Below are 25,180 nucleotides of genomic sequence, written 5' to 3' on the forward strand. Positions count from 1 at the left end.
TTCAGCGTCAGGATGCGCGGCCGGCCACGATGACCGCGTTGGTGCCGCCAAAAGCGAAGGAATTGGACAGCGCGTAGCGGATGCCCTTGGCCTCGCGTGCCTCGCCTTGCACGAAGTCGAGATCGAATGCAGCGTCGGGCGTCTGCAGGTTGGCGATGGGCGGCAGCGTCTCGCGCGCCAGTGCGCGCAGCGCCGCGATGAGCTCGATCGCACCGCCGCCGCCGAGCACGTGGCCGTGGATGGCCTTGGTCGCGCTGACCGGCGTGCTGTTGCCGAACACCTCACGGATCGACGCGGCTTCGGCTGCATCACCGGCGGAGGTGGCCGTGCCGTGCGCGTTGATGTGGCCGACGTCGGAGGCCTCGATGCCTGCGTCGCGCAGTGCGGCGCGCATCGCGCGCACCTGGCCTGGGGCGTCGGGGTTGGTGATGTGCGTGCCGTCGCAGTTGGTGGCGTAGCCCGCGAGCACGAAGGGCGCGGCTTCGGCGCCGCGTGCGGCCGCATGCGCTTCGGATTCGAGCACCAGCGCGGCCGCGCCTTCGCCAATGGCAAAGCCCGCGCGGTCACCCGAGAATGGGCGGCAGGCGGAAGAGGGCGCATCGGCTGGCGGCGGAGCCATCACGCGCATCGCGTGCCAGCTGGCCATCACGCCGGGCGTGAGCATGGCGTCGTGGCCGCCGACGATGGCAACGTCGATCCAGCCGCCGCGAATGGCGCGCATCGCTTCGCCGATGGCCACGGCCGAGGAGGCGCAGGCACAGGCGTATGCAATGGCCGAACCGCGCGCGCCGAAATGCAGTGCGAGCTCGGCCACGGCGGCGTTGGGCATCACGGTAAGCACGGTCGTCGGGCGCATGCGGCGCTGTTCGCCATAGAGCGCACTGGTGGTGTTGTCGAAGGTGCCGGCGCCCGCGAGGCCGCTGCCCCAGAAGATGCCGAGGCGGTCGCGGTCGATGGTGTCGAGGTCGAGCCTGGCTTCGCCGGCCGCGTCCTGTGCGGCAGCCAGCGCCATGGCGGTGCCGCGGTCCAGCGGCAGGCGCGAGGTGCTGCGCACGCCGTTCGAATCGAAGTCACAGGCGGCAACGGCGAGCAGCATCGGGTCCATGCCCTTGATCTCCAGCGTCTGCGCGCGCACGGCCGAACGACCCGCGAACAGCGCCTCGTCGAAGGCCTCGACAGTGCGGCCGATGGGCGTGACGAAACCGATGCCGCTCACGCGCACCGGCGCGGAGGCGGCGCGTGCGGCCGAAGCGGCGAGCGCGGCGTGGGCTGCACCGCTGCTCATGCGGTGGCTTCGGCGGGCTGGGCGGCGGCTGCGCTGCCGGCACTTTCCGTGTCGATCACTTCGCACAGGCGCTGCAGCGTGATGCCGGCTTCGCGCGGGTCGAGGCGATCTTCGGGAATGCGCAGGTGGAAGGCGTCTTCGACGGCGAAGACGAACTCCATCAGCGCGAGCGAGTCGAGGCCGAGGTCGGACAGCGCGGTGTCCGGCGAGATGGCCGAGCGCTCGACGCGGAAGTCGGCCTCCAGGATCGCGGCGATGCTGTTGAAGGTGGGCGAAGAAGCGTTGGAAGAAGACATGGAAATGCTTTCCTTTCGGGCGTGATCGAACGTTGTCGAAGGTGTCAGGCGTACAGCGGATGCTCGGGCATCGTGCCATGCGCCACTGCATCGACGAACGACACTGTTTCGCGCACAACCTGTTGACGATCGTTGTCGATTGTGATCATGTGGTAGCTGTTGGCGACCACCACAGTGCGGAAGGCGCGGCAGCGCAGGCCGCGCGCGAGGATGCCGAGGTTGGCCACGCTGGCCACTTCGTCCTGCTGGGCGTGCAGTGCGAGCACGTTGTCGCATCGCACGCTGTTGAGGTTGCGGCGCACGTGGCGGATGAGCCGGTCGTGCTCGCGCAGGTGGCCCACGCCGATGACGGAGCTGCCGGCGCGCGAGACCTTGCGGTGGCGCAGCTCGCGCTCGATCCAGGCGCGTACGCGTTCGTTCTTCACGCCGTAGGGTGGGCGTTCGCGGTATTGCCAGAGCCGGCCGAGCGGCGTGTAGAAGGCCAGCGGCAGCAGGAACTGCGTGCGCGGAATGGCCCAGCCGTCGAAGCGCAGCGTGGTCGACATGAGCACCAGCGCATCGACTTCGCTGCCGCAGCGGATGGCTGCGCCAAGGGCCAGCGAAGAACCGGCGGAAATGCCGACCAGCATCACGCGGTCGTGCTGCTGGCGCAGCGCCTTCACCTGCGCCTGGATCTCGTCGAGCCAGCGTTCGTACGGCGCCGCGCGCTGCAGCGGCGCATTGGCATCGAACGAATAACCCTCGATCGACAGCGGGTGCACCGAGTAGCCGCGGCTGCGCAGGGCGGACTGCACGGTCAGCAACTCGTCAGGCGTGCTGCATAAACCATGCAGCAGGACCACGGCGGTGCGTTGCACCTCCGGAGGCACCAGGCTCAAAAGATCGGAGGGTTCACGCGCGCTCATCGTGTGGCGTCGGCCATGAAAATGGCCCGTATTTCATCTTGCTGTCGTATGCTCATGTTGCGTTTATCGCTTGGAGCGACTGACCGGCCGCTGACCCGTCGTTCGCAAGGCAGATCACCCCCAACCACTCAATAACCATGCGAATTCTGCTTGTCGAAGATGACGCCGTTCTGCGCGATGTGATGGTGCGCAGCCTCGCGGATGCCGGCCATCGCGTCGACGTGTCGACCAACGTCGAAGATGCCGATCACCTGTGGCGCGTGCAGCCCTTCGATGCCGTGCTGCTCGACCTCAACCTGCCAGCCACCGCGAGCCCCACCAGTGGCCTCGCGAGTGGCCTCACCGCGCTGCGGCAGGCGCGTGCGCGCGGCGACCGCACTCCTGTGCTGGTGCTCACAGCACGCGGTCGCACCGAAGAGCGCATTGCCGGCCTCGATGCGGGCGCCGACGACTACCTCGGCAAGCCCTTCGACCTGGCCGAAGTCGAAGCGCGCCTGCGTGCACTGGTTCGCCGCGCCAAGGGCACCGAAGATATCGTGCTGCTGGGCCAGCTGAAGCTCGACCGCAAGGCACGCCGCTTCTCGACCGCGGGCGGTCCGCTCGACCTGCCGGCGCGCGAGTTCGAAGTGCTGTGGGAGCTCATGAGTCCGCCGGGCCGCACCGTGAGCAAGCGTGCGCTGTCCGACAAGCTGTCGAGCTTCGACGAATCGCTCGGCGACAACGCGCTCGAGGCCTTCATCTCCCGCCTGCGCAAGAAGCTGCAGGGCACGGGCGCGAGCATCCGCACGCTGCGCGGCATCGGCTACCTGCTCGAAGCCGAGGTGTGATCCGCGCGTGACCGAGCCGCAGCAACAGCCGACTGAAACGCAACCCGCGGCCGTCGTGCGCGCGCCGTCGCTCACACGGCGCGTGCTGCGCAACGTGCTGGTGCCGCTGGCGCTCACGTGGATGGTCGGCGCAGTCATTGCACTGGTCATTGCCAACTACTTCTCCGAGCAGGCCTTCGACCGCGGCATGCTCGACGATGCCTATGCGCTGTCGGCCAACGTACAGGCAGGTGAGCGCGGCATCGAGCTGCTGCTGACGCCGCGCGAAGTGGCCACCGTGCTCTTCGACCAGGTCGACAAGGTGTACTTCGCGGTGCAGCGGCTCGACGGCTCGCTGATCTCGGGGCAATCGGGCCTGCAGGCGCCGCTGCCGGTGGATGGTTCGCGCTACCGCTTTTCCGACATCCGCTACGAAGGCGGCACGCTGCGCGCGGTGGTGCTCGAGCATGACGCCGAGCCCGACATCAGCATGCCCTACCGCGTGATCATTGCGCAGACCACGCTGAGCCGGACCGCGCTGGTGCGGCAGTTGCTGGGCTATGCGCTGGCGCCGCAGATCGTGCTGCTGATCCTGCTGGCGGTCTGGCTCTGGTACGGCATTCGCAGCGATCTGCGCCCGCTCGCCGACCTTCAGCGTGCGCTCGACAGGCGTGACGTGCGCGACCTGTCGCCGGTGGCGGTGGCGCAGACTTCGCGTGAGCTTCAGCGCCTGGGCAATGCGGTCAATTCACTGTTCGAGCGGCTGGGCAACAGCGTGCAGGCGCAGCGCGAGTTCGTGGGCAACGTGGCGCACGAGCTGCGCACGCCGCTGGCGGGCATTCGTGCGCTGGCCGAATACGGCCTTGCACAGCAGGACACGACGGTGTGGCGCGAGCAGCTCGAGCGCGTGTCGGAGCGACAGGCGCGCGCAAGCCACCTGATCGACCAGCTGCTGGCATTGGCACTGGCCGAGGAAGCGCGCACCGAGCTCAAGCGCGTGCCTGTGCGGCTCGACGTGCTGGCCGAGCAGACGGTGTTGCGGCACCTCGCGCGTGCCGATGCGCGCGGTGTAGACCTCGGTGCGCGCGGCCTCGACGACGGCGTGGTCGTGCATGCCAACGAGGCGCTGGTAGAAGGCATCCTCGACAACCTGATCGACAACGCGCTGCGCTATGGCGGGCGCACCATCACCGTCGAGCTCGCGGGCCGCACGCTGAGCGTGATCGACGACGGGCCCGGCATTCCGCTCGAAGCGCAACGCGCCCTGATGCAGCGCTGGGCGCAAGGGCCCGCAGGTGAGAAGCTGGGGCAGGGCTCGGGGCTGGGGCTGTCGATCGTGTCGCGCTATGCGGAGTTGCTGGGTGCCGAACTGCGGCTCGAAGCGGCCGAGCCCACCGGCCTGCGTGTCAGCGTGGCGTTCGGCGAGGCAATCTAGAGCGTTTGGAGCGGCGTGCCCTGGTGAAAGGCCATGCGCCAGCGGCCGGCGCGGCGTTGCCACAGCGAGCTGCGCAGCGAGTCCGCGGCGGGGCGCTGCGCAATGGCTTCGCGGTGCGCGCGATAGGTGACCAGCGCCACATCGGGTGCCATGCGCAGCACGCGAAAGTCCGACATCGTCCGCTGCGAAAACGCCTCATCGCGCAGCGCTTCGATGATGGCGGCCCGCGTCCACACCGTGCCCGAGACGCCCAGTTCATGGAAGTCGTCGTCGAGCAGTTCTTCGAGTCGTGCGGCGTTTGTGCGCACCTCGCGAAGATGCAATGCGCCTTCGAGCTTGAGCAGCAGCGCATCGAGATCGTCGTCGGGCACGGCCTCGTAGAGTTCGAGCGGAAGGCCGTCGGGATCGGCGAAGAAGGTGAAGCGCCGGCCCGTGAATTCGTCGGTGCGCAGCGGCTCGACGGCAATGCCTTGTGCTGCGAGTTCGTCGGCCGCGGCCTGCACGTCGGGCACCTCGAAAGACAGGTGCCGCAGTCCTTGGGCCTCGGGCCGCGTGAGACGTGGGGGTGCGTCGGGAAAGGAGAAGAGTTCGATCTGCGAGCCGTCTGGCAGTGCCAGGTCAAGCTTGTACGAATCACGTGCGGCACGGTAGTTTTCGGCGATCACGCGCAGGCCGATCACCTCGGTGTAGAAGCGCTTCGACACTGTGTAGTCGGCGCAGATGATCGCGACGTGATGGATGCGGGCCAGCTGCATGGCGGTGCTCACTTCAATGGCTTGCGCAGGAAGATGCGGGTGCGTTCCGCGAAGGCGAGGCGCTTGTATTCGACGTAGCCGATGCGTTCGTAGAGAGCGCGGTTCTCGGTCATCTTCTCGTTGGTGAAGAGGTAGATCGAGTCGTGGCCTTGTCGCAGTGCTTCCTGCTCGGCGAGTTCGAGCAGTGCGCGACCCACGCCGGTGCCCTGGTGCTGCGGCAGCACCGCGATCACATCGATCAGGAAGCCTTCGTCGGTGACGTCGAGCACCAGTGCGGCGATGGTTTCGCCATGCTGCGCGGCGACCCAGACCTGCGCATTGGCGATGGCCGCGCTGTAGTCTTTGGTCATCGGAATCGGCGTGAGGCCCAGGCGCGGAATGTAGTGGCGGAAGGCCTCGACGGCACAGGTGGCGACGGATGTTGCGTCACTGTCGGTGGCGCGCCTGATGGTCCACGTCGTCATGCGTCGAATTCCACTTCGCCTTCGATTTCGACCGGGATGTTGAACGGCAACTCTGCCATGCCCACGGCGCTGCGCGAATGCGCGCCGATGTCGGGTCCGAAGAGTTCGAGGATCAGGTCCGAGAAGCCGTTGATGACGGCCGGCTGTTTGTCGAAGCCGGGCGCCGAAGCGACCATGCCGAACACGCGCGTCCAGGCGGTGATGCGGTCGAGATCGCCGAGCGCGCGCTGCAGGCTGCCGAGCATGGCCAGTGCCGTAAGGCGAGCCGCTGCATAGCCTTGCTCGATGGTTACCTCGCGGTCCAGCTTGCCGAGCGGCGCGGCGATGGTGCCGTCGGCATTGAGCGGGCCGTGGCCCGAGATCAATGCGCGGCGGCTGACGATGCGCACGAACTGGAAGGGCAGCACGACGCCGGGTGGCGGCGTCACTGTCGGTGGAAGAACGAGGCCGAGCGCGGCCAGTCGTTGCTCGATGCGGGCCATGGCATTTCTCTCCTGGGGCGGACACAAAGCGTCCGCCGCATCTTGCCATGGCCTTTTCCGGATTACGCCAGTGCAGGGTAGTCCGTGTAGCCCTTCGCGCCGCCGCCGTACATGGTGGCCTTGTCGAGCTCGTTGAGCGGTGCGTTCTCGCGCAGGCGGCGCACGAGGTCGGGGTTCGAGATGAAGGGCTTGCCGAAGGCCACGAGGTCGTCGCCTTCCTTCAGCGCTTCTTCGGCCAGCGGGCGGTCGTAGCCATTGTTGACCATCCATGCACCCTTGCCGCCGGCTTCGCGGTAGGCGGCCTTCAGCGCTTCGTAGTCGAAGGGCCGGTCTTCGATCTCGCGCGGGCCACCGGTGGCGCCTTCGATGATGTGGATGTAGGCGAGGTTGAGCGTGGCGAGCTGCTTCACCACGTAGGTGAACAGCGGCTGCGGGTTGCTGTCGTGCACGTCGTTGGCCGGCGTCACGGGTGACAGGCGGATGCCGGTCTTGCCGCCGCCGACGGCATCGACCACGGCGCGCGCGGATTCGAGCAGCAGGCGGGCGCGGTTCTCGATGCTGCCGCCGTAGTCGTCGGTGCGCTTGTTGCTGCCGTCCTTGAGGAACTGGTCGAGCAGGTAGCCGTTGGCGCCGTGCAGTTCCACGCCGTCGAAGCCTGCGGTTTCGACAGCGCTGCGGGCGGCCACCGCGTAGGCGTGCACGATGCCGGGCAGTTCACCAGCGTCGAGCGCGCGCGGCTCGGAGGTTTCGACGAAGGTCGGCACGCCGTCCTTGATGAGCACGGTCTTGGTCTTGGCGGTGATGGCCGAGGGGGCGACGGGCTTGCCGCCACCGGGTTGCAGTTCGGTGTGCGAGACGCGGCCCACGTGCCACAGCTGCACGACGATCTTGCCGCCCTCGGCGTGCACGGCGTCGGTCACGCGCTTCCAGGCGTCGAGCTGCTCGGTGCCGTAGAGGCCGGGCACGTCGGCATAGCCCTGGCCCTGGTGGCTGATGGCGGTGGCCTCGGTGATGAGCAGGCCGGCACTGGCGCGCTGGGCGTAGTAGGTGGCGGCGATGTCGGGCGGGACCGCGTTCGGCGAGCGGTTGCGCGTGAGCGGCGCCATCACGATGCGGTTGGCGAGCTTCAGGTCGCCGGCCTGTACGGGGTCGAAAAGGGTGGACATCGTGCGATCGAAAGCAAAGTTGAAAGAGGCGCAAGGCTAAGCGCCCGGCCTCAACCCTGCTGTCGCACGGTTGTCCCGATTGGTGCTAGGCAAGCAACGCCAGCAGCGCCGGGCTCACGCGCAGGGGCATGGCCAGCAGGATCTGCCCCATGCCCTTGCCAAGGGGGTCGTTGCGCAGCGAGGCCATGCCGCCGCCGCCCAGCGCTTGCTCGCAGACGAAGTTGAAGGCGTCGATGCCCGGCACCTCGTAGCGCGTGACGCGGCCTTTGACGAGGTGCGCGAGCCATTCGGCCACGCGCGCTTCGGTGAGCTGTTCGCGCAGCAGCGGCAGCAGGGCAGGGTGGCGCGCGATGATGCCGATATTCGAGGTGTCGCCCTTGTCGCCGCTGCGGGCCCAGGCCAGGCGTATGAGAGGCACCTCGATGACGTCGAGGGCGACGGGTGCTTCATGCGTTTCCGGGGCTCTGGCAGGCGATGGAATGGGAGCTGATGCGGAAACCTCGCTGCGCGGAACATCGACGCGTTCTCCATCGATGGCCACCGTGGCCTCGACCTTCGACTTGTCGAGCAGGAACGCGTACTGCCGGATCGACGGCGACACCGAAGCGCGCCCACCACCCGCACCCGTGGTGCCGGGCGCCCACGACGTGCCCGCCGGTGCGACCTCGCGTGCGAACAGCTCCAGCGCTTCCTTGCGCGGATGCGTCACCGCGAGCCGCAGCACCGCTTCGCGCGTCTGCAATGCCTGCGCATGCGGGCCGTAGCACGACTCTGCGCCCAGCACTTCGAGCTGCGTGCCGCTGTACGGCCCGAAGCCGTATTGCGAGAACAGCGCTCCCGTGCGCGCGAGGATCGCCTCGCCCGTGCGCTTAGCCTTGGCCACCGCATCGAAGCCCACGATGGTGAGCTGCGCCGCCGTCTTGAAGCCGTCGACATACGTGGCGCTGACCTTGTAGCTCGCCGTTGGCCCATGGCCGCGTGCGCCATGCACCCGCACGCGGTGCTCGCCGGCCTGCTCGATGCGCACTTGCGTGAAGTCGGCCACCACGTCGGGCAGCAGGTAGGCCGCGGGGTCGCCGATCTCGTAGAGCATCTGCTCGCCCACCACGGCAGGCGTGAGCTTGCCGCCGGTGCCCGCGGGCTTGGTGACGACGAAGCTGCCATCGGCGCTGCACTCGACGATGGGGTAGCCGATGTTCGGCCAATCGGGCACGGTGTCCCAGTCGGTGTGCAGGCCGCCGGTGGCCTGGCAGCCACATTCGATGATGTGGCCCGCGAGGCTGCCGGCGGCCAGCAGGTCGTAGTCGCCCGGCTGCCACTTGAATTCGTGCATGAGCACGCCGAGCGTGACGGCGGAGTCGACACAGCGGCCGGTGATGACGACCTGCGCACCCGCATCGAGCGCGGCCTGTATCGGCCGTGCGCCGAGATACGCATTGGCGGTGAGCACGCGTTCGGGCAGCGGGGCGCCGCTTTGCAGTTCGCGCACGGGTGGTTGCGCCTGGCGTAGTTGCGGCAGCAGCGGGGACACGTCGTCGCCGCTCACCACGGCGATCTTCAATGCGATGCCCTGCTCGGCGGCCAGCGCGGCGAGTGCGTCGGCGCAGCCTTGCGGGTTGACGCCGCCTGCGTTGCTCACCACGCGGATGCCTTGTTTCACGACGTCCGTCAGCACGGCTTTCATCGCCACCGACACGAAATCGGTCGCGTAGCCCAGCTCGGGCTTCTTGAGCCGTGCGCCGGCGAGGATCGACATGGTGAGCTCGGCGAGGTAGTCGAACACGAGGTAGTCGATCTGCCCGCTGCCCACGAGCTGCGGTGCGCCCACGCTGCTGTCGCCCCAGAAGCCCGATGCGCCGCCGATGCGGACGATGCGTTCGTTGTTGTTGCTGCTGTTCATCGGCCAATCCATTGCGGCTTGCGCTTCTCGCGGAAGGCGAGTTGTCCTTCGGCGGCGTCTTCGGTGAGTGCGAACAGGCCGATCTGGCTTTCGGTGAAGGCCATCGATTCCTCGAAGGCCATCGCCTCGATCTTCTTCATTGTGTAGAGGCCGCGGCGGATGGCGGCGGGCGACTTGTCGAGCATGCGGCCGAGCAGCCAGGCGACGCTTTCGTCGACGTCGTCGCTCACGCGGTTGACGAGATTCAGTTCGAGCGCCTGCGCGGCGGTGATGGGTTCACCGGTGATGCACATCTCGGCCAGCACGCGGCGTGGCAGCAGGCCGCCGAGCACGCTGAGCACCTGCGCGGGAAAGAGGCCGACCTTTACCTCGGGCAGGCCGAACACGGCCTGGCTGCTGGCCACGGCCATGTCGCACATCGCCATGATCCCCATGCCGCCGGCCATGCATGCGCCGTTGACGCGCGCGATCAGCGGCACGGTCGATTGCCGGGCCTGGCGGAACAGGTTGGCGAAGCCCTGGTAGGGCGCGGCGTAGTCGAACTTGAAGGAGGTGCCGCTCTGCAGGTCGGCGCCGGCGCAGAAGGCGCGCGTGCCGGCACCAGTGATGACCACGGCGCGCACGGCGGTGTCGCTGTTGGCACGGGCCAGTGCGTCGCTCAGGCCCGCGAGCACTGCGCCGTTGATGGCGTTGCGGCGCTCTTCGCGGTCGATGGTGAGCCACATGACGGGCCCGCGCATCTCTTCGCGCAGTTCGACGGGGGGAGGGGTTTCGGGCATGGCGCGGGTTCCTTCTTCGGTCGGCTGAAGTTCTGCCCGTAGCCTGACCCGAAAAAAAAGCCGCATCGTGCGGCTTGTGGCTGAAGCGGTCCGGGTTTTCCCCTAGAGGGCATCCGGCCGCTTCAATGCTTCTGCACGCTTTCGCGTGCTTCGGCTTACTTCAGCAGGCCTTCAGCCTTCATTGCGTCCTGCACGGCGGGGCGGGCGCCAACGCGTGCGTGCCAGGCCTGCAGGTTGGGGAAGTCGGAAATGTCCACGCCCGTGGGCTTGGTCCAGTTGGTGACGGTGAACAGGTAGCCGTCGGCCACGCTGAAGTGGTCGCCCATCAGGTATTGCTTGTTGGCCAGCTCGCCGTCGAGCCACTGGAAGCGCGACTTGAGCTTGTCCTTGAAGATGGTCTTGGCTTCTTCGGGCATGTTCGGGTTGAACAGCGGGCTGAAGCCCTTGTGCACTTCGGTGCCGATGAAGGTCAGCCACTCCTGCAGGCGGTAGCGCTGCAGGGTGCCGGCTGCGGGCGCGAGGTTCTTGGTGGGTGCGAGGTCGGCGATGTACTGCAGGATGGCCGGGCCTTCGCGCAGGCGGGTGCCGTCGTCGAGCTCGAGCATCGGCACGTAGCCCAGCGGGTTGATGCCGTAGTAGTCGGTGCCGTCCTGCAGCTTGTGGCTCTTGGTACTGGCCAGCACGGGTTCGACGGCAATGCCTGCTTCGTGCAGCGCGATGTGGGGCGAGAGCGAACAGGCGCCGGGCGAGTAATACAGCTTCATTCGAAAAACTCCAATGGATGACGAGGTTGATTGATTGTTGTGGGAGACCGCAGCGGATGCTAGCGGGTTTGGCTGCCTCGCGTTTTTGTCCTACGGTCGCACGCGCGAGGCGACTATCGGGCGCGGGGCGGTCGCTTCCTAAGCTGCGTCGCACGGTGGGCAGGGCCTGCTGCAAGGAGTATCCGATGTTGAAGTACGCGATCATTTTTGCGGTCATTTCTCTCGTGGCCGGCCTGCTCGGCTTTGGCGGCGTGGCGGCCGGTGCTGCCGGTATTGCCAAGCTGCTGTTCGGCCTTTTCCTGGTGCTGGCTGTGCTGTTCGTGGTGCTGGCCGCGCTCGGTGTTGGCGCGGTGAAGAAGGCGCTCGACTGATGCACATCTCCCACGTCGATGCGCAGCTCGACTACGAGGTCGTCGCGCCGGCCCACATGCTGCTCAACATCGAGGCGGCGCGCTCGGGTGCGCAGGCCGTCGTCAGCGAGGAGCTGACGATCGAGCCGCCGACCGAGATGCAGGTGTTCTGCGACGAGGGGAGTGGCAACCGCTTCATCCGTTTCGACGCGAAGCCCGGGCCGCTGAAGATTCGCTACAAGGCCAGCGTGCAGCGCGCGCATGTGGTGGTGCCGACCGACCTGCGAGAGGTGCCGGTCAGCGAAGTGCCCGACGAGGTGCTGCACTACATGATGCCGACGCGCTACTGCGAGTCGGACCTGATGTCGCGCTGCGCGCAGCAGCTCTTCGGCGACTTGCCGCCGGGCATCGGCCGCGTGCAGGCCATCGTCGACTGGATCCACGACAGCATCGCCTACGAGCCAGGCAGCAGCAACTCGACCACGACGGCCCGCGAAGTCTTCGTGGAACGTGCGGGCGTGTGCCGCGACTTCGCGCATCTGGGCATCACCTTCTGCCGCGCGCTCAACATTCCGGCGCGGCTGGTGGTGGGCTATGTGTGGTTCGACGAACCGCCGCAGGATTTCCACGCCGTGTTCGAAGCCTGGCTCGGCGGGCAGTGGGTGCTGTTCGATCCGACGCGCATGGCGCCGGTCGACCGGGTGGTGCGCGTGGGCACGGGGCGCGACGCGAAGGACGTGGCCTTCTGCACAATCTTCGGCAACGTGCGCATGACGGACAAGAAGCTCGTTGTTCGCGAAGTGCAGGATGAAAGCCTGACACCGTCGAAGGCGCCGCCACCGACTGGCGCGCTGGTCGGCATCGAGAAGCCCGTGCCGGTGGTGCAAGTGGCCGAAGCGACGGGCTGATGCGAATAGTTCGCTATGAAATATATAGCAAACTATCGAGATTCCGCGGGCTTTGGCGGGTAATTTGGCATGACCCTCTAGCTTGTCCACAAAAAGGGCGCAGATCGGCCTGGACGATTAAAATCGGTGCCCCTTTTGCGCCGCGCACGCGTCAGTTGTGCGCTCCCCATTTCAAATGCTGTACCCCGAAGAATTCGACGTGATCGTCGTCGGCGGTGGCCATGCCGGCACCGAAGCCGCGCTCGCCTCTGCGCGCATGGGCGCCAAGACGCTGCTGCTCTCCCACAACATCGAGACGCTGGGGCAGATGAGCTGCAACCCGTCGATCGGCGGTATCGGCAAGGGCCACCTGGTGAAGGAGGTCGATGCGCTCGGCGGTGCGATGGCGATTGCCACGGACGAGGCCGGCATCCAGTTCCGCATTCTCAATTCGAGCAAGGGCCCGGCCGTGCGCGCCACTCGCGCGCAGGCCGATCGGGTTCTGTACAAGGCGGCCATCCGCCATCGGCTGGAGAACCAGCCGAATCTGAGCCTGTTCCAGCAAGCCGTCGACGACCTGATGGTGGAGGGCGACCGCGTGGTCGGCGCCGTCACTCAAGTGGGCATTGCATTCCGTGCGCGCACCGTGGTGCTGACGGCGGGTACTTTTCTCGATGGCCGTATCCACGTCGGCCTCGACAACTACCAGGCTGGACGCGCGGGTGATCCGCCGGCAATCAGCCTGTCGGCGCGGCTCAAGGAACTGAAGCTGCCGCAAGGCCGGCTCAAGACCGGCACGCCGCCACGGCTCGACGGCCGCAGCATCGATTTTTCGAAGTGCACCGAACAACCCGGCGACGGCATGCCCGGTGGGGCAGGGCCGATGCCGGTGTTCAGCTTCATGGGCCGTGCGGACATGCATCCGCAGCAGATGCCTTGCTGGATCACCCACACCAATGCGCGCACGCACGAGATCATCCGCTCGGGTTTCGACCGCAGCCCGATGTTCACCGGCAAGATCGACGGCGTGGGTCCGCGCTACTGCCCGAGCGTGGAAGACAAGATCAACCGCTTTGCCGACAAGGAGAGCCACCAGATCTTTCTCGAGCCTGAAGGTCTGACGACCAACGAGTACTACCCGAACGGGATCTCGACCAGCCTGCCGTTCGACATCCAGTACCAGCTGGTGCGCTCGATGCCGGGGCTGGAGAACGCGCACATCCTGCGGCCGGGCTACGCCATCGAGTACGACTACTTCGATCCGCGCGAGCTCAAGAGCAGCTTCGAGACCCGCTCGGTCAAGGGCCTGTTCTTTGCCGGGCAGATCAACGGCACGACCGGCTATGAAGAAGCCGCGGCCCAAGGTTTGTTCGCCGGCATCAACGCTGCACTGCAATGCCGTGGTGAGGATGCCTGGCTGCCGCGCCGCGACGAGGCGTACCTCGGCGTGCTGGTCGACGACCTGATCACAAAGGGCGTGACCGAGCCGTACCGCATGTTCACCAGCCGCGCGGAGTTCCGCCTGCAGCTGCGCGAGGACAACGCCGACATGCGCCTGACCGAAGCAGGGCGGAAGCTGGGCTTGGTAGACGATGCGCGCTGGGATGCTTTCAGCCGCAAGCGCGACGCTGTTTCACGTGAAACAGAGCGGCTCAAGTCGATCTGGGTGAACCCCCGCAACCTGCCGGCTGCCGAGTCAGAGCGGGTGCTGGGCAAGGCCATCGACCATGAATACAACCTGGCCGACCTGCTGCGCCGGCCCGACGTGAACTACGAAACGCTGATGTCGCTGGACGGCGGCAAGTACGGCGCCCAGACGGCGCTGAGCGAAACCGAGATCGAGCAGATCGAGATTTCGGCCAAGTACTCCGGCTACATCGAGCGCCAGCACGACGAGGTGGAGCGGGCCGCACACTTCGAGAACCTGAAGCTGCCGGCTGATTTCGACTACGGCCAGGTCAAGGCGCTGAGCTTCGAGGTGCGGCAGAAGCTGGACAAGCATCGGCCGGAAACGCTGGGCCTGGCCTCGCGCATCTCCGGTGTGACGCCTGCCGCCATCTCCCTACTGATGATCCATCTGCGCAAGGGCGGCCATAAGGCCTTCGCCCGCGATGCCGCCACCACGGAAGCAGCCACCGAGCCGCAGTCTGCGGAATGACGGCGCCGATCGATACGCTGCGTGTGGGCGCAGCCGCCATGGGCGTGGCGCTGTCCGATCTTCAAGGTGAACAGCTGCTGGCCTACGGCACGTTGATGCTCAAGTGGAACAAGGTCTACAACCTCACGGCGTTGCGCGATCCGGCCAGCGTGCTGACGCACCACTTGCTCGACAGTCTGGCGGCCGTCGCGCCGCTACAGCGCGAGTGGGCAGGGAAGGGCAAGCTGCTGGACGTGGGTTCCGGCGGCGGCTTGCCCGGTGTGGTGATCGCCATCATGCGGCCGGATCTCGATGTGAGCTGCCTCGACGCGGTCGCCAAGAAGGCGGCTTTCGTCCAGCAAGTGGCAGCCGAACTGGAGCTGCCCAACCTTCGCGGGCTGCACGCCCGTGTCGAATCGCTGGTCGGCAGCTACGAAGTCATCAGTTCACGCGCCTTCGCATCGCTGCCGGATTTCTTCAACGGCTCGATGAATCTGCTCGCACCCGGTGGCGTTTGGCTCGCCATGAAGGGCAAAGTGCCGGCCGACGAACTCGCCGCCTTGCCGAAGGCCGTGGCAGTGTTTCACGTGGAACAACTTACGGTTCCCGGCCTGGACGCCGAGCGTTGCATCGTCTGGGCACGCAAAGAAGCCGCCGAAATCGGCGCCTGAATCTGCAAAAGAAGCGGAGACACCGGTAAAAGCCGGTGTCTGAACGATCTTCGCGGCGGTGTGCTCGCTTAGACTCGATGCCTCCCTCTGGTCCTTTTCCCGGCTCGCTTTTTCGAGGCAAATCCCATGTTCGGCATCGCTGACTACGGCGCATTCGTCGCCGCCATCGTCCTGTTCCTTCTGATTCCCGGTCCGGGCAATCTGGCGCTGATTACCTCGACGAGCAAAGGTGGCATTCGTGGCGGACTGGCCGCGACGACCGGCGTGATCATTGGCGACCAGTGCCTGATGTGGGCGGCGGTGGCTGGCGTGTCGGCCGTGCTGGCCGCATACCCGGCTGCTTTCAAGGCGGTGCAATGGCTGGGCGCCGCCTACCTGGCGTGGCTGGGCCTCAAGATGCTGCTGGCCAAGCCCGGCTCGGCGCCCATCCTCAACATCAAGTCCAGCCATTTCCTGCGCCAGGCATTCACCATCACCCTGCTGAACCCGAAGGCGATCGTGTTCTACATGGCCTTCTTCCCGCTGTTCGTCGACCCGGCCCGCCACCAAGGCCTGGTCACTTTCGGCGCGATGGCTGTGACGATTGCCGCGCTGACCTTCCTGTACGGCCTGACCTCGACGCTGCTCACGCACTTCCTGGCCGAGCGCATCCGCGCCAATCCTCGTATTTCCGCCACGCTCGAGAAGCTTGCCGGCACCTTTTTGATCGCCTTCGGCGTCAAGCTCGCAATCTCGCGCTGATCGATCCTCCGGTACTGACATGGCCAAGATTTTCTGCATTGCGAACCAAAAGGGCGGCGTCGGCAAGACCACCACCACCGTCAACCTCGCGGCCGGCCTGGCCAAGGTCGGCCAGCGCGTGCTGATGATCGACCTCGACCCTCAGGGCAATGCCACCATGGGCTCGGGCATCGACAAGCGCCAGCTGGAGCTGACGGTGTACGACGTGCTGCTCGAATCGGCCTCGGTGGCCGAAGCCCGGGTCAAGGCCGACAAGCTGGTGGAGGGCGGTTGCGGCTACGACGTGCTGGGCGCCAACCGCGAACTGGCGGGTGCTGAAGTCGAAATGGTCGCGCTCGACCGCCGAGAAAAGCGCCTGCGCACCGCGCTGGCCGCGGTCGGCGCCGAGTACGACTTCGTGCTGATCGACTGCCCGCCGAGCCTGAGCCTGCTGACCCTCAACGGCCTGTGCGCTGCCCACGGCGTGATCGTGCCGATGCAGTGCGAGTACTTCGCGCTCGAAGGGCTGACCGATTTGGTCAACACCATCAAGCAGGTGCACGCCAACCTCAACAAGAACCTGCAGATCATCGGCCTGCTGCGCGTGATGTTCGATCCGCGCATCACGCTGCAGCAGCAGGTGAGCGAGCAGCTCAAGTCCCACTTCGGCGACAAGGTGTTCGACACGGTGATCCCGCGCAATGTGCGGCTGGCCGAGGCGCCGAGCTACGGACTGCCGGGCGTGGTGTTCGACCCGGCCGCCCGCGGCAGCCAGGCTTTCATTGCCTTCGCACAGGAGCTGGTCGACAAGATGCCGCCCGCGAGCGCCTTTGCTTCGGGCGCGGTGGCGCCGCCGATTGCGCCGGTCACGCGCATCGCGCCGGACCTGCCCATTCCCGATGACGTGATGGCGCCCGCACCCGCATCCGACTCCACCAGTGAAAACAATGCCTGACGCTTGCCGCTGCTCGGCAAGGTGCTATCAAGTTCGTAGCAAATGACGACTCCGCGCATCCTGCTGCTGCCAGGTTGGCAGAACAGCGGCCCCGGCCATTGGCAAACCCGCTGGGAGTCGGTGTACGGCGATCACCGCGTCGAGCAGCACGAGTGGATGCGCCCACTGCGCGGTGACTGGTCCGCCCGGCTCGAAGACGAAGTGCTGGCCTCGCCCGGCCCGGTGGCTTTTGCGGCGCACAGTCTCGGCTGCATCCTCGTCGCCGCGTGGGCCGCGCATTCGCGCAACACGCACAAGGTGCGCGGCGCGTTGCTGGTCGCGCCCGGCGACGTCGAGAGCGACAACCTGCGCCAGCTGATTCCCGGCTGGGCGCCGATCGTGCGCAAGCCGCTGCCGTTCCCGGCGGTGCTGATCGCCGCCAACGACGACCCGTACTGCGAAGCCTCGCGCTCGCAGCAGCTCGCCAATGACTGGGGCGCACGCTTCATCGATGCCGGCCCGGGCGGCCACCTGAATGCCGAATCTGGCCTGGGCGACTGGCCCGAGGGCCGGAAACTCCTGAACGAAATCTCGAAAGAAAAGAACTGATGGCGACCAAGAAACCCAAGGGCCTGGGCCGCGGCCTCGAAGCGCTGCTCGGCCCGACGGCCGCGCCTTCCGCCGACAACAACGGCAGTGGCGGCAATTCGGGCTCGGAAGAGGGCGGCGCACAGAGGAATCCGACGACGCTGATGCTCGACCAGATGGTCGCCGGCGTCTACCAGCCGCGCACGCGCATGGACGAAGGCGCGCTCTACGAGCTGGCCGAGAGCATCAAGGCGCAGGGCATCATGCAGCCGATCCTGGTGCGCCGGCTCGACGCCGAATCGGCAGCCGCCAAGAACGCCGAATACGAAATCATCGCGGGCGAACGCCGCTTTCGCGCCGCCAGGCTCGCAGGCCTCGACAGCGTGCCGGTGCTGGTGCGCGACGTGCCCAACGAGGCCGCCGCGGCGATGTCGCTCATCGAGAACATCCAGCGCGAAGACCTCAACCCGCTGGAAGAGGCCCAAGGCCTGCAACGCCTGGTGAACGAGTTTGGGCTCACTCACGAACAAGCGGCCCAGGCCGTGGGCCGTTCGCGCAGCGCGGCAAGCAACCTGCTGCGCCTGCTGAACCTGGCCGAGCCCGCACAGCAGATGCTGATGGCCGGCGACATCGACATGGGTCACGCCCGCGCGCTGCTGTCGCTCGACCGTGGCACGCAGATCACGGCGGCCAACCAGATCGCGGCCAAGAAGATGTCGGTGCGCGAAGCCGAGGCACTGGTGAAGAAGCTTGCGGCCGAGTTCACGCTCACGCCCTCGCGCCGCGGCAACGACGGAGAGAAGTCGCGCGATCTGCAGCGCGTGGAAGAAGAACTCGCCGACCTGCTCACCGCCGAGGTCGAGGTGCGCATCAAGAAGCGCAGCAAGCGCGGCGGCCGCATCGAGGAAAGCGGCGAGCTCGCCATCCACTTCGGCTCCATCGAAGCACTCAACGGATTGATCGAGCGCATCCGCCGAACGGCCTAGTGTTGTGAACTCGGGGGCTGGCGTTCGTTTGATTGATTCCTGCAATCCTTTGCGCGTATCCTCGACCGCTGGTTTTTTCAATCCCAGATCTCTGAACAAACGGAGGGAGTCCACCATGCAGCTCACCAAGTTCCCGCTCGCGGCCATTGCCGTCGGCGCAGTTCTCCTCACCGGTTGCGCCACGACCGACATGCAAATGGGCAGCCAGTCGGCCAAGACCATGGCCACCGGCAGCGCCGCAGGCGGCGCCACCGACAACGCGAGCAGCCAGCTCGAGCGCTGCGAATCGCCGCTCGGTACGGTCTCGCTGATCGAGAACCAGAGCGCTGGCTGGTACACCATCCTCACCGGCGAATACCGCCTGCCGCCCACGGCCAACCTGCTGCGCCTGCTGGTGCAGCAATCGAACTGCTTCATCGTGGTCGAGCGCGGCGCGGCCGGCATGAACGCCATGACGCGCGAACGCGCGCTGCAGCAGTCGGGTGAAATGCGCGGTGGCAGCAACTTCGGCCGCGGCCAGATGGTGGCTTCGGACTACGGCCTGTCGCCCGAAATCGTCTTCAGCAACAGCGACGCCGGCGGCGTCGGTGGCGCGCTCGGCGGCCTGGTGGGCGGTGGCCGCGGCCGTGCTCTCGCAGCCCTCGGCGGCAGCATGCAGACCAAGGAAGCCAGCGCGCTGCTGACCCTGATCGACAACCGCTCCGGCGTGCAGGTTGCGGCCGCCGAAGGCAGCGCCTCCAAGACCGACTTCGGCGCCTTCGGTGCGCTGGCCGGTCGCAGCGGTGGCGGTGGCGTGGGTGGCTACACCAACACGGCGCAGGGCAAGGTGATTGCCGCGGCCTTCATGGATGCCTTCAACCAGATGGTCCGTTCGCTGCGCAACTACAAGGCGCAGACGGTGCGCGGCCAGGGCCTTGGTGGTGGCGGTCGTCTGGGTGTGGATGGCGGCGCTGCACCGTCGCAGACCTATGTGCCTGCGGAGAAGGCACCGGCACGCCGCCGCAGCAACACCACCAACTGATTGCACGGCACGGCAGCCGCCGCAAGCAAATCGAAAAAGCCCGGGGCTCTCGCGAGCCGCCGGGCTTTTTCATTGAACGCCTGAACGAACGGGTCAGAGGCTGAAGATCTTGCCCGGGTTCATGATGTTCTTCGGGTCGAGCGCGCGCTTGATCGTGCGCATCATGTCGATCGCGCCCACACCTGCCTCGGTGAGCAGGAAGTCCATCTTGTGCAGCCCCACGCCGTGCTCGCCGGTGCAGGTGCCTTCGAGCGCCAGCGCGCGGCTCACCAGCGCATGGTTCAGCTCTTCGGCCTTCACGCGCTCTTCGGGAACGTTCGGGTCGAGCAGATAGCCGAAGTGGAAATTGCCGTCGCCCACGTGGCCGACGAGAAAGTACGGAATGCCGCTCGCGTCGGCTTCGGCCACCGAGTCGAGCAGGCAATCGGCCAGGCGCGAGATCGGCACGCAGGTGTCGGTAGAGATCACGCGGCAGCCCGGGCGCGACTGCACCGCCGCGAAGTAGCTGTTGTGCCGCGCGGTCCACAGGCGCGTGCGCTCTTCGGGTGTGCTGGCCCATTCGAATGCGTTGCCGCCATGGCCGCTCGCGAGCTCCTGCACCGTCTCGGCCTGTTCCTTCACGCCGGCGGGCGAGCCGTGGAATTCCATCAGCAACATCGGTTCTTCGCGCAGGTTGAGCTTGGCGTACGCGTTCACCATGCGCACCGTGTTCACGTCGATCAGCTCCACGCGCGCGATCGGTACGCCGAGCTGGATGGTCTCGATGGTCGTGCGCACCGCGGCCTCGATGCTCGGGAACGAGCAGATCGCCGCCGACACCGCTTCTGGCAGCGGATAGATGCGCAGCGTGACCTCGGTGACCACGCCCAGCGTGCCTTCGCTGCCCACCATGAGGCGCGTGAGGTCATAGCCGGCCGAAGACTTCTTCGCACGTGTGCCGGTGCGGATGACTTCGCCGGCAGCTGTGACCACCTCGAGCGCCAGAACGTTCTCGCGCATCGTGCCGTAGCGCACCGCGTTCGTGCCGCTGGCGCGCGTGGCCGTCATGCCGCCGATGGAGGCGTCGGCACCCGGGTCGATGGGGAAGAACAGGCCCGTGCTCTTGATCTCTTCGTTGAGCTGCTTGCGCGTGACGCCGGGCTGCACCGTCACCGTGAGGTCGTCTGCATTGATCGACAGCACCTTGTTCATGCGCGACACATCGATGCTGATGCCGCCCTGCACCGCCAGCAGGTGGCCTTCGAGCGATGAGCCCACGCCGAAGGGAATGACCGGCACGCTGTGCTCGCTCGCGAGCTTCACCGCATCGGCCACGTCCTGCGTGCTCTCGGCGAACACCACGGCGGAGGGGGGGGGCGCGTCGAAGGAAGACTCGTCGCGCCCGTGCTGCGTGCGCACCGCCATGGCGGTGGAGCAGTTGGCGCCGAAGCGGGCCTTCAGCCCATCGATCAGGCTGGCCGGGACGTCGCGCAGATGAAGCTCCGGCATCAGGTGCGAGGTTTGGGTCGGGGCGTTCATCGGGAGTCTCCTGGCGGGTGAGGGTGGTCGTCCATTTTACGGAGCGAGCACCATAATGCGCTTCGGAAAAAACATGAACCCCACGACCCTCAGCGCTCTCGCGGCCTTTCCGTCGCAACTGGAGGCCCACTACGCGGCCATTCCCACGGCTTTCAGGCATTGGGCGCCGCCCTCGTGGGAGGGCGTGCCCAGCGAGGCCTTTACCGCCATCGAGCAGCTTTGCCATGTGCGCGACATCGAGATCGAGGGCTACCACGTGCGCTTTCGCCGCACGCTGCAGGAGACGCACCCGACGCTCGCCTCCATCGACAGCGAACCGCTGGCCATCGAGCGCGACTACGGCACAGCCGATGCGGCAAAAGTGCTGGCCGAATTCCGAATGGCGCGTGTGCAGACCATGGAGATCATCTCCAGCCTGAGCGATGCGCAGCTCGCGCGCACGGCAGTGTTCGAAGGCTACGGCCCGCTCACGATGCGCAGTCTCATCCACTACCTCTGCAGCCACGACCAGCAGCATCTTGCAGGCCTGCAATGGCTCGCGGGCAAGATCGACGCATCGACCGTCGATCAGTAAGAGAACAGGAGCCTCCATGGGCAACCGACTTTCCCAGATCGCCACCCGCACCGGCGACGACGGCACCACCGGCCTTGGCGACAACACGCGCGTGCCCAAAGACCACCTGCGCGTGCACGCGATGGGCGATGTGGACGAACTCAACTCGCAGATCGGCGTGCTGCTGTGCGAGCCCATGCCAGAGCCCGTTCGCGAGCTGCTGGTCGATGTGCAGCATCAGCTCTTCAACCTTGGCGGCGAGTTGTCGATGCCCGGTTTCACGTTGCTGAAGGCCGATGCGCTGCTGCAGCTCGACAACGCGCTGGCCGAGCACAACGCCGCGCTGCCGCGCCTGGCCGAATTCATCCTGCCTGCCGGCACACGCGCAGCCTCGCTCGCGCATGTGTGCCGCACGGTGGCGCGGCGCGCGGAACGTGCGGTGGTTGCGCTCGGCGCCACCGCCGAACTCAACGACGCTTTGCGCCAGTACCTCAACCGGCTCAGCGACCTGCTCTTCGTGCTTGCACGCGTGCTCAACCGAATGAACGGCGGCGACGACGTCTACTGGAAGAGCGAGCGCATGGCACGCGCAGCTGCTGCAGAAGCCGAAGCAGACGACACCAACACCAAGGAGGCCCCATGAAATTCCCGATCAACACCTTTCGCATGTCGCTCGCAGTGACGATGGCTGCGGCGCTGTGGCTGCCAGCCGGTGCACAAGCCCAGAGCGCCGACAACCCGCCCCAGGCACAACGCGCCCACACCATCAAGTCGCCCTCCCGCAGCGGCAAGGTCGTGGGCAGCGTGCAACGCGGCACCAACGCTGCGGGCCGCGGAGTCAACCGTGCAGACGCCGCCACGCGACGCGGCGTGAACAACGTGTCGGAGAAGGCCAGCCGACCGGTGCGCAACGTGGGCGAGGCCTTTGGACGCAAGTTGTCTCCCGGCTCCAGCGGTCGCGCTGCGCCGCCGCCTGTCGGTCCGCAAGGCAACGCGCCCTGATCCTCACGGGTTGGTTCGGGGCGCGATCACGCCGACGGGGTGCTCTGTTTCGCGAATGTCCCCCGGCCTGCGGCCTCCTCCTTTATTTCGCGAAACAGAGCACCCCATCGACGTGACCGTTCAGAGCAGTCGTTGATCGGCCAGCACAACGGCAGCGCCCATGTGCGAATGGCATCGGGTGCTCCCCGCAGCGAAATAAAGGAGGAGGCCGCAGGCCGGGGGACATTCGCGGAGGGGAGTACCCGGTGTCATTCGCACGCACCCCGAACAAAACCTCCAAGGCACAAATGGCAAGAAACATCGAGATCAAGGCCCGCATCGACAGCGTAGACCGAGTCGCAAGCATCGCCGCAACGCTGGCCGACCAGGGCCCCATCGAGATCGCTCAGGACGACACCTTCTTCCGCTGCACCGACAGCGCCGACCGCCTCAAGCTGCGCACCTTCGCGCCCGATCACGCGGAGCTGATCTTCTACCGCCGCGCCAACAGCAGCGGTCCGAAGGAATCGTTCTACCTGATCACGCCCTGCAGCACGCCAGACGTGCTGCGCGAATCTCTCACGCTAGCCTGGGGCCAGGCAGGCCGCGTGCGCAAGCAGCGCCGGCTGTTCCTCGTGGGCCGCACGCGCGTGCACCTGGACCGGGTCGAAGGCCTCGGCGAATTCCTCGAACTCGAAGTGGTGCTGGAAGAAGGCGAGTCCGCCGAAGCCGGCATCGCCGAGGCGCATGCGCTCATGGCCCAACTGGGCGTGAGTACCGAACAGCTGGTGCAGAGCGCTTACGTCGATCTGATCAACGCCAGCCCGCAGCCTTGAGCTGGTCGGCCAGCAACTGCGCGACCTTTTCATAGCCTCGTGCATTGGCATGGATGCGGTCGGAGCGCAGCGACGAATCCGACAGCACGCTCGAATACACATTGGCGACCAGCAGCGCCTGCTGCGACTTCGCTACCTCTTCATAGAACGGCGCATCGCTGAGCGAGCCGACGGCCGCGCGCATGGCGTCGGGCGCTGGCGTGGCCAGCACGGCGACGTAGGGCGTGTGCGCACGGGCCTGCGTGATCAGCGCCGCGAGGTTGTCGCGCGTGGCCGTGGCTGACACGCCGCGCAGCATGTCGTTGCCGCCGATGCCGATCAGGATCGCGTCGTAGCTCGCGCCATTCAGCAGCCCCGGCAAACGCTGCAGCGCGCCTTCGGAGGTGTCGCCGTTGACGCCCGCGTTCTCGACCTGCCAGCCCGTGAGCTCGCCCAGTTTCACGGGCCACGCTGCGTCGGGCGGCGCGCCATAGCCATGGGTCAGGCTGTCGCCGAGGGCCAGCACGTGGGCATTCGATTTCAGCGCGGTGGCCGAGGCCTTGCGCTTGCCGCAGGCCGACAGAAGGGTGATGGCAGGCACGCCGGCCAGCAGGTGGAGGAGGTGTCGTCGCTTCATGTGGCGCGCAGCTTAAACGCAGCCTGAGGGCGCACGGGCGCTTGTCCCTTTGCTCGGAAAGCGCATAAGCCTCCCCGTTTTTGTTCGTTCCCGGGCGGTGGGCGCAGGCGAAGAATCGTTGCCCTGCACCTTCATTCATCTCCGGGGTTCGACACCATGCCGCTGCTCACTCGCCACCGCTTCCTGCGCCATGTGGCCGCTCTCTCCATGGCCTTGCTGGCCGCGCCCATCGCGGCCTGGGCCGCGCCCGCCACCGGCGAGCCCGTGTGGTTCGGCGTGAGCGGGCCGCTCACCGGGCAGAACGCGCAGTACGGCGCGCAGTGGAAGGCGGGCTTCGATCTCGCCCTCGAACACATCAACGCGCAGGGCGGCATCCATGGCCGGCCGCTGGCCTACAACTTCGAGGACAGCCAGAGCGATCCGCGCCAGTCGGTGGCCATCGCGCAGAAGCTGGTGAACGACAAGCGCGTGCTCATCGAGCTCGGCGACTTCTCGAGCCCGGCCTCGATGGCCGCATCGCCCATCTACCAGCGCGCGGGCCTGGTGCAGCTGGGCTTCACCAACTCGCACCCCGACTTCACCAAGGGCGGCGACTTCATCTGGAGCCCCTCCATTAGCCAGGCCGATGCGCAGCCGCTGCTGGCCGAGCTCGCGGTGAAGACGCTGGGCTTCAAGCGCATCGCCGTTCTGTATCTCAACACCGACTGGGGCCGCACCAGCAAGGATGTGCTCGTGAAGGCCGCGCAGGAACGCGGCGCGCAGCTCGCGATTGCCGAGGGCTACCAGCCCGACGAGAAAGACTTCCGCTCGACGCTGGTGCGCGTGCGCGACGCCAACCCCGACGGACTGGTGCTCATCTCGTACTACCCCGACGGCGCGCTCATCGCGGGCCAGGTGCGCAGCGTGGGCCTAAAGCAGCCGATTGCGGCGGTGGGCTCGGTGTATTCGCCGAAGTTCATCGAGCTCGGCGGCGCTGCGGTGAACGGCATCTACACCAACACCGCTTTCTATCCCGAGGAGCCGCGCACCGAGGTGCAGGACTTCGTGAAGAGCTTCCGCGCGAAGTACGGCAAGGAGCCCGACGCCTTCAACGCCTATGCCTACGACGCGGTGGTGTACGCGGCGGCAGCGCTGCGCCAGGCGGGCCCGAAGGCCGACCGAAAGGCTGTGCGCGACGCGTTCTACAAGATCAAGGACGTGCCCAGCGTGATCTTCGGCAAGGCGAGCTTCGATGCGCAGACGCGCCGGATCATTGGCGTGAAGAGCGTCAACCTTGTCGTGAAGGATGGCAAGTGGGCGCAGGTCGACGAGAAGGCGGCCATCGCTTCGACGAAATGAGCGGTTT

Annotated in this window: 28 protein-coding genes; 16 read left to right on the forward strand and 12 right to left on the reverse strand. The window is 66.7% G+C overall.

The features are described 5' to 3' along the window. Positions 1-7 precede the first annotated feature (7 nt). Genes ACSFCA_RS28130 through ACSFCA_RS28140 form a run of 3 tightly spaced genes read right to left on the reverse strand, consistent with a single transcriptional unit; the run spans position 8 to position 2,486 of the window. Positions 8-1,285, reverse strand: a complete 1,278-nt coding sequence (locus ACSFCA_RS28130) for a beta-ketoacyl-[acyl-carrier-protein] synthase family protein (RefSeq protein WP_258352049.1) — start codon at positions 1,283-1,285, stop codon at positions 8-10. Continuing rightward, entirely contained in the window at positions 1,282-1,581 is a 300-nt protein-coding gene (locus ACSFCA_RS28135) for an acyl carrier protein (protein ID WP_435461878.1), read from the reverse strand. The genes ACSFCA_RS28130 and ACSFCA_RS28135 overlap by 4 nt, the downstream gene beginning before the upstream one ends. 44 nt (positions 1,582-1,625) lie before the next feature. Further along, complete coding sequence (locus tag ACSFCA_RS28140; protein ID WP_258352048.1) at positions 1,626-2,486, reverse strand: alpha/beta hydrolase; 861 nt, start codon at positions 2,484-2,486, stop codon at positions 1,626-1,628. Positions 2,487-2,623: 137 nt separating this feature from the next. On the opposite strand from ACSFCA_RS28140, the gene ACSFCA_RS28145 reads away from it, so the two are divergent. Both ACSFCA_RS28145 and ACSFCA_RS28150 read left to right on the forward strand, forming a co-directional pair. Beyond that, the gene (locus ACSFCA_RS28145; protein ID WP_258352047.1) at positions 2,624-3,313 is read left to right on the forward strand and encodes a response regulator transcription factor; all 690 of its coding nucleotides are present in this window, start codon (positions 2,624-2,626) and stop codon (positions 3,311-3,313) included. Positions 3,314-3,320: 7 nt separating this feature from the next. Next, positions 3,321-4,727, forward strand: coding sequence for a sensor histidine kinase (locus tag ACSFCA_RS28150; RefSeq protein ID WP_258352046.1), 1,407 nt, complete (start codon positions 3,321-3,323; stop codon positions 4,725-4,727). On the opposite strand, the gene gloA2 is transcribed toward ACSFCA_RS28150, so the two are convergent. From gloA2 to gstA, 7 genes are all read right to left on the reverse strand, one after another. Further along, a complete protein-coding gene (gloA2, locus tag ACSFCA_RS28155; RefSeq protein WP_435461877.1) occupies positions 4,724-5,494 on the reverse strand; it encodes an SMU1112c/YaeR family gloxylase I-like metalloprotein in 771 nt (256 codons plus the stop codon). The genes ACSFCA_RS28150 and gloA2 overlap by 4 nt on opposite strands. Continuing rightward, positions 5,491-5,946, reverse strand: a complete 456-nt coding sequence (locus ACSFCA_RS28160; RefSeq protein WP_435461876.1) for a GNAT family N-acetyltransferase — start codon at positions 5,944-5,946, stop codon at positions 5,491-5,493. Before ACSFCA_RS28160 ends, gloA2 begins: the two co-directional genes overlap by 4 nt. Beyond that, positions 5,943-6,428: a RidA family protein gene (locus ACSFCA_RS28165; RefSeq protein ID WP_435461875.1), complete on the reverse strand. Its 486-nt coding sequence runs from the start codon at positions 6,426-6,428 to the stop codon at positions 5,943-5,945. The genes ACSFCA_RS28160 and ACSFCA_RS28165 overlap by 4 nt, the downstream gene beginning before the upstream one ends. Before the next feature lie 62 nt (positions 6,429-6,490). After that, positions 6,491-7,594 carry an alkene reductase gene (locus ACSFCA_RS28170; RefSeq protein WP_435461874.1) on the reverse strand — a complete coding sequence of 368 codons (1,104 nt, stop codon included), beginning with the start codon at positions 7,592-7,594 and terminating at the stop codon, positions 6,491-6,493. 85 nt (positions 7,595-7,679) lie between these two features. After that, the gene (locus ACSFCA_RS28175; RefSeq protein WP_435461873.1) at positions 7,680-9,494 is read right to left on the reverse strand and encodes an acyclic terpene utilization AtuA family protein; all 1,815 of its coding nucleotides are present in this window, start codon (positions 9,492-9,494) and stop codon (positions 7,680-7,682) included. Further along, positions 9,491-10,273: an enoyl-CoA hydratase/isomerase family protein gene (locus ACSFCA_RS28180; protein ID WP_435461872.1), complete on the reverse strand. Its 783-nt coding sequence runs from the start codon at positions 10,271-10,273 to the stop codon at positions 9,491-9,493. The genes ACSFCA_RS28175 and ACSFCA_RS28180 overlap by 4 nt, the downstream gene beginning before the upstream one ends. 155 nt (positions 10,274-10,428) lie before the next feature. Continuing rightward, on the reverse strand, positions 10,429-11,037 hold the full coding sequence (gstA, locus tag ACSFCA_RS28185; RefSeq protein ID WP_258352039.1) for a glutathione transferase GstA: 609 nt from the start codon (positions 11,035-11,037) through the stop codon (positions 10,429-10,431). 185 nt (positions 11,038-11,222) lie between these two features. Here gstA and ACSFCA_RS28190 point away from each other — a divergent pair, with 185 nt between their 5' ends. The 9 genes from ACSFCA_RS28190 to ACSFCA_RS28230 all read left to right on the forward strand — a co-directional run bounded on the left by ACSFCA_RS28190 (position 11,223) and on the right by ACSFCA_RS28230 (position 19,331). Next, positions 11,223-11,408, forward strand: coding sequence for a DUF1328 family protein (locus tag ACSFCA_RS28190; RefSeq protein ID WP_013538518.1), 186 nt, complete (start codon positions 11,223-11,225; stop codon positions 11,406-11,408). Then, positions 11,408-12,295, forward strand: coding sequence for a transglutaminase-like domain-containing protein (locus ACSFCA_RS28195; RefSeq protein ID WP_258352038.1), 888 nt, complete (start codon positions 11,408-11,410; stop codon positions 12,293-12,295). The genes ACSFCA_RS28190 and ACSFCA_RS28195 overlap by 1 nt, the downstream gene beginning before the upstream one ends. A gap of 175 nt (positions 12,296-12,470) precedes the next feature. Continuing rightward, entirely contained in the window at positions 12,471-14,432 is a 1,962-nt protein-coding gene (mnmG, locus tag ACSFCA_RS28200; protein WP_435461871.1) for a tRNA uridine-5-carboxymethylaminomethyl(34) synthesis enzyme MnmG, read from the forward strand. Continuing rightward, positions 14,429-15,082, forward strand: a complete 654-nt coding sequence (gene rsmG / locus ACSFCA_RS28205) for a 16S rRNA (guanine(527)-N(7))-methyltransferase RsmG (RefSeq protein ID WP_258352036.1) — start codon at positions 14,429-14,431, stop codon at positions 15,080-15,082. The genes mnmG and rsmG overlap by 4 nt, the downstream gene beginning before the upstream one ends. A 126-nt stretch (positions 15,083-15,208) precedes the next feature. Further along, positions 15,209-15,823 carry a LysE family transporter gene (locus tag ACSFCA_RS28210; protein ID WP_435461870.1) on the forward strand — a complete coding sequence of 205 codons (615 nt, stop codon included), beginning with the start codon at positions 15,209-15,211 and terminating at the stop codon, positions 15,821-15,823. A 19-nt stretch (positions 15,824-15,842) separates the two neighbouring features. Continuing rightward, positions 15,843-16,757, forward strand: coding sequence for a ParA family protein (locus ACSFCA_RS28215; protein ID WP_093057108.1), 915 nt, complete (start codon positions 15,843-15,845; stop codon positions 16,755-16,757). A gap of 42 nt (positions 16,758-16,799) precedes the next feature. After that, positions 16,800-17,345: an RBBP9/YdeN family alpha/beta hydrolase gene (locus ACSFCA_RS28220; protein ID WP_435461869.1), complete on the forward strand. Its 546-nt coding sequence runs from the start codon at positions 16,800-16,802 to the stop codon at positions 17,343-17,345. Further along, positions 17,345-18,310, forward strand: coding sequence for a ParB/RepB/Spo0J family partition protein (locus tag ACSFCA_RS28225; RefSeq protein WP_258352033.1), 966 nt, complete (start codon positions 17,345-17,347; stop codon positions 18,308-18,310). Before ACSFCA_RS28220 ends, ACSFCA_RS28225 begins: the two co-directional genes overlap by 1 nt. Positions 18,311-18,425: 115 nt before the next feature. Further along, the gene (locus ACSFCA_RS28230; protein WP_258352032.1) at positions 18,426-19,331 is read left to right on the forward strand and encodes a CsgG/HfaB family protein; all 906 of its coding nucleotides are present in this window, start codon (positions 18,426-18,428) and stop codon (positions 19,329-19,331) included. 93 nt (positions 19,332-19,424) lie between these two features. Here ACSFCA_RS28230 and ACSFCA_RS28235 read toward each other — a convergent pair whose 3' ends face one another. Beyond that, on the reverse strand, positions 19,425-20,849 hold the full coding sequence (locus tag ACSFCA_RS28235; RefSeq protein ID WP_435461868.1) for an FAD-binding oxidoreductase: 1,425 nt from the start codon (positions 20,847-20,849) through the stop codon (positions 19,425-19,427). 73 nt (positions 20,850-20,922) lie between these two features. Here ACSFCA_RS28235 and ACSFCA_RS28240 point away from each other — a divergent pair, with 73 nt between their 5' ends. The 4 genes from ACSFCA_RS28240 (at position 20,923) to ACSFCA_RS28255 (ending at position 23,219) form a co-directional block, all read left to right on the forward strand. Next, complete coding sequence (locus tag ACSFCA_RS28240; protein WP_435461867.1) at positions 20,923-21,423, forward strand: DinB family protein; 501 nt, start codon at positions 20,923-20,925, stop codon at positions 21,421-21,423. A gap of 16 nt (positions 21,424-21,439) precedes the next feature. Continuing rightward, complete coding sequence (locus ACSFCA_RS28245; protein ID WP_307614838.1) at positions 21,440-22,045, forward strand: cob(I)yrinic acid a,c-diamide adenosyltransferase; 606 nt, start codon at positions 21,440-21,442, stop codon at positions 22,043-22,045. Beyond that, positions 22,042-22,404, forward strand: coding sequence for a hypothetical protein (locus tag ACSFCA_RS28250; protein ID WP_435461866.1), 363 nt, complete (start codon positions 22,042-22,044; stop codon positions 22,402-22,404). Before ACSFCA_RS28245 ends, ACSFCA_RS28250 begins: the two co-directional genes overlap by 4 nt. A gap of 287 nt (positions 22,405-22,691) precedes the next feature. Further along, on the forward strand, positions 22,692-23,219 hold the full coding sequence (locus tag ACSFCA_RS28255; protein WP_435461865.1) for a class IV adenylate cyclase: 528 nt from the start codon (positions 22,692-22,694) through the stop codon (positions 23,217-23,219). Here the strand turns inward: ACSFCA_RS28255 and ACSFCA_RS28260 are convergent. Beyond that, a complete protein-coding gene (locus ACSFCA_RS28260; protein WP_435461864.1) occupies positions 23,197-23,835 on the reverse strand; it encodes a GDSL-type esterase/lipase family protein in 639 nt (212 codons plus the stop codon). The two genes, ACSFCA_RS28255 and ACSFCA_RS28260, sit on opposite strands and share 23 nt — an antisense overlap. A gap of 156 nt (positions 23,836-23,991) precedes the next feature. Here ACSFCA_RS28260 and ACSFCA_RS28265 point away from each other — a divergent pair, with 156 nt between their 5' ends. Next, positions 23,992-25,173, forward strand: a complete 1,182-nt coding sequence (locus tag ACSFCA_RS28265) for an ABC transporter substrate-binding protein (protein ID WP_435461863.1) — start codon at positions 23,992-23,994, stop codon at positions 25,171-25,173. Positions 25,174-25,180 lie beyond the last annotated feature (7 nt).

Origin of the sequence: Variovorax multivorans (assembly GCF_051216835.1) — a bacterium.
GTDB lineage: Bacteria > Pseudomonadota > Gammaproteobacteria > Burkholderiales > Burkholderiaceae_C > Variovorax.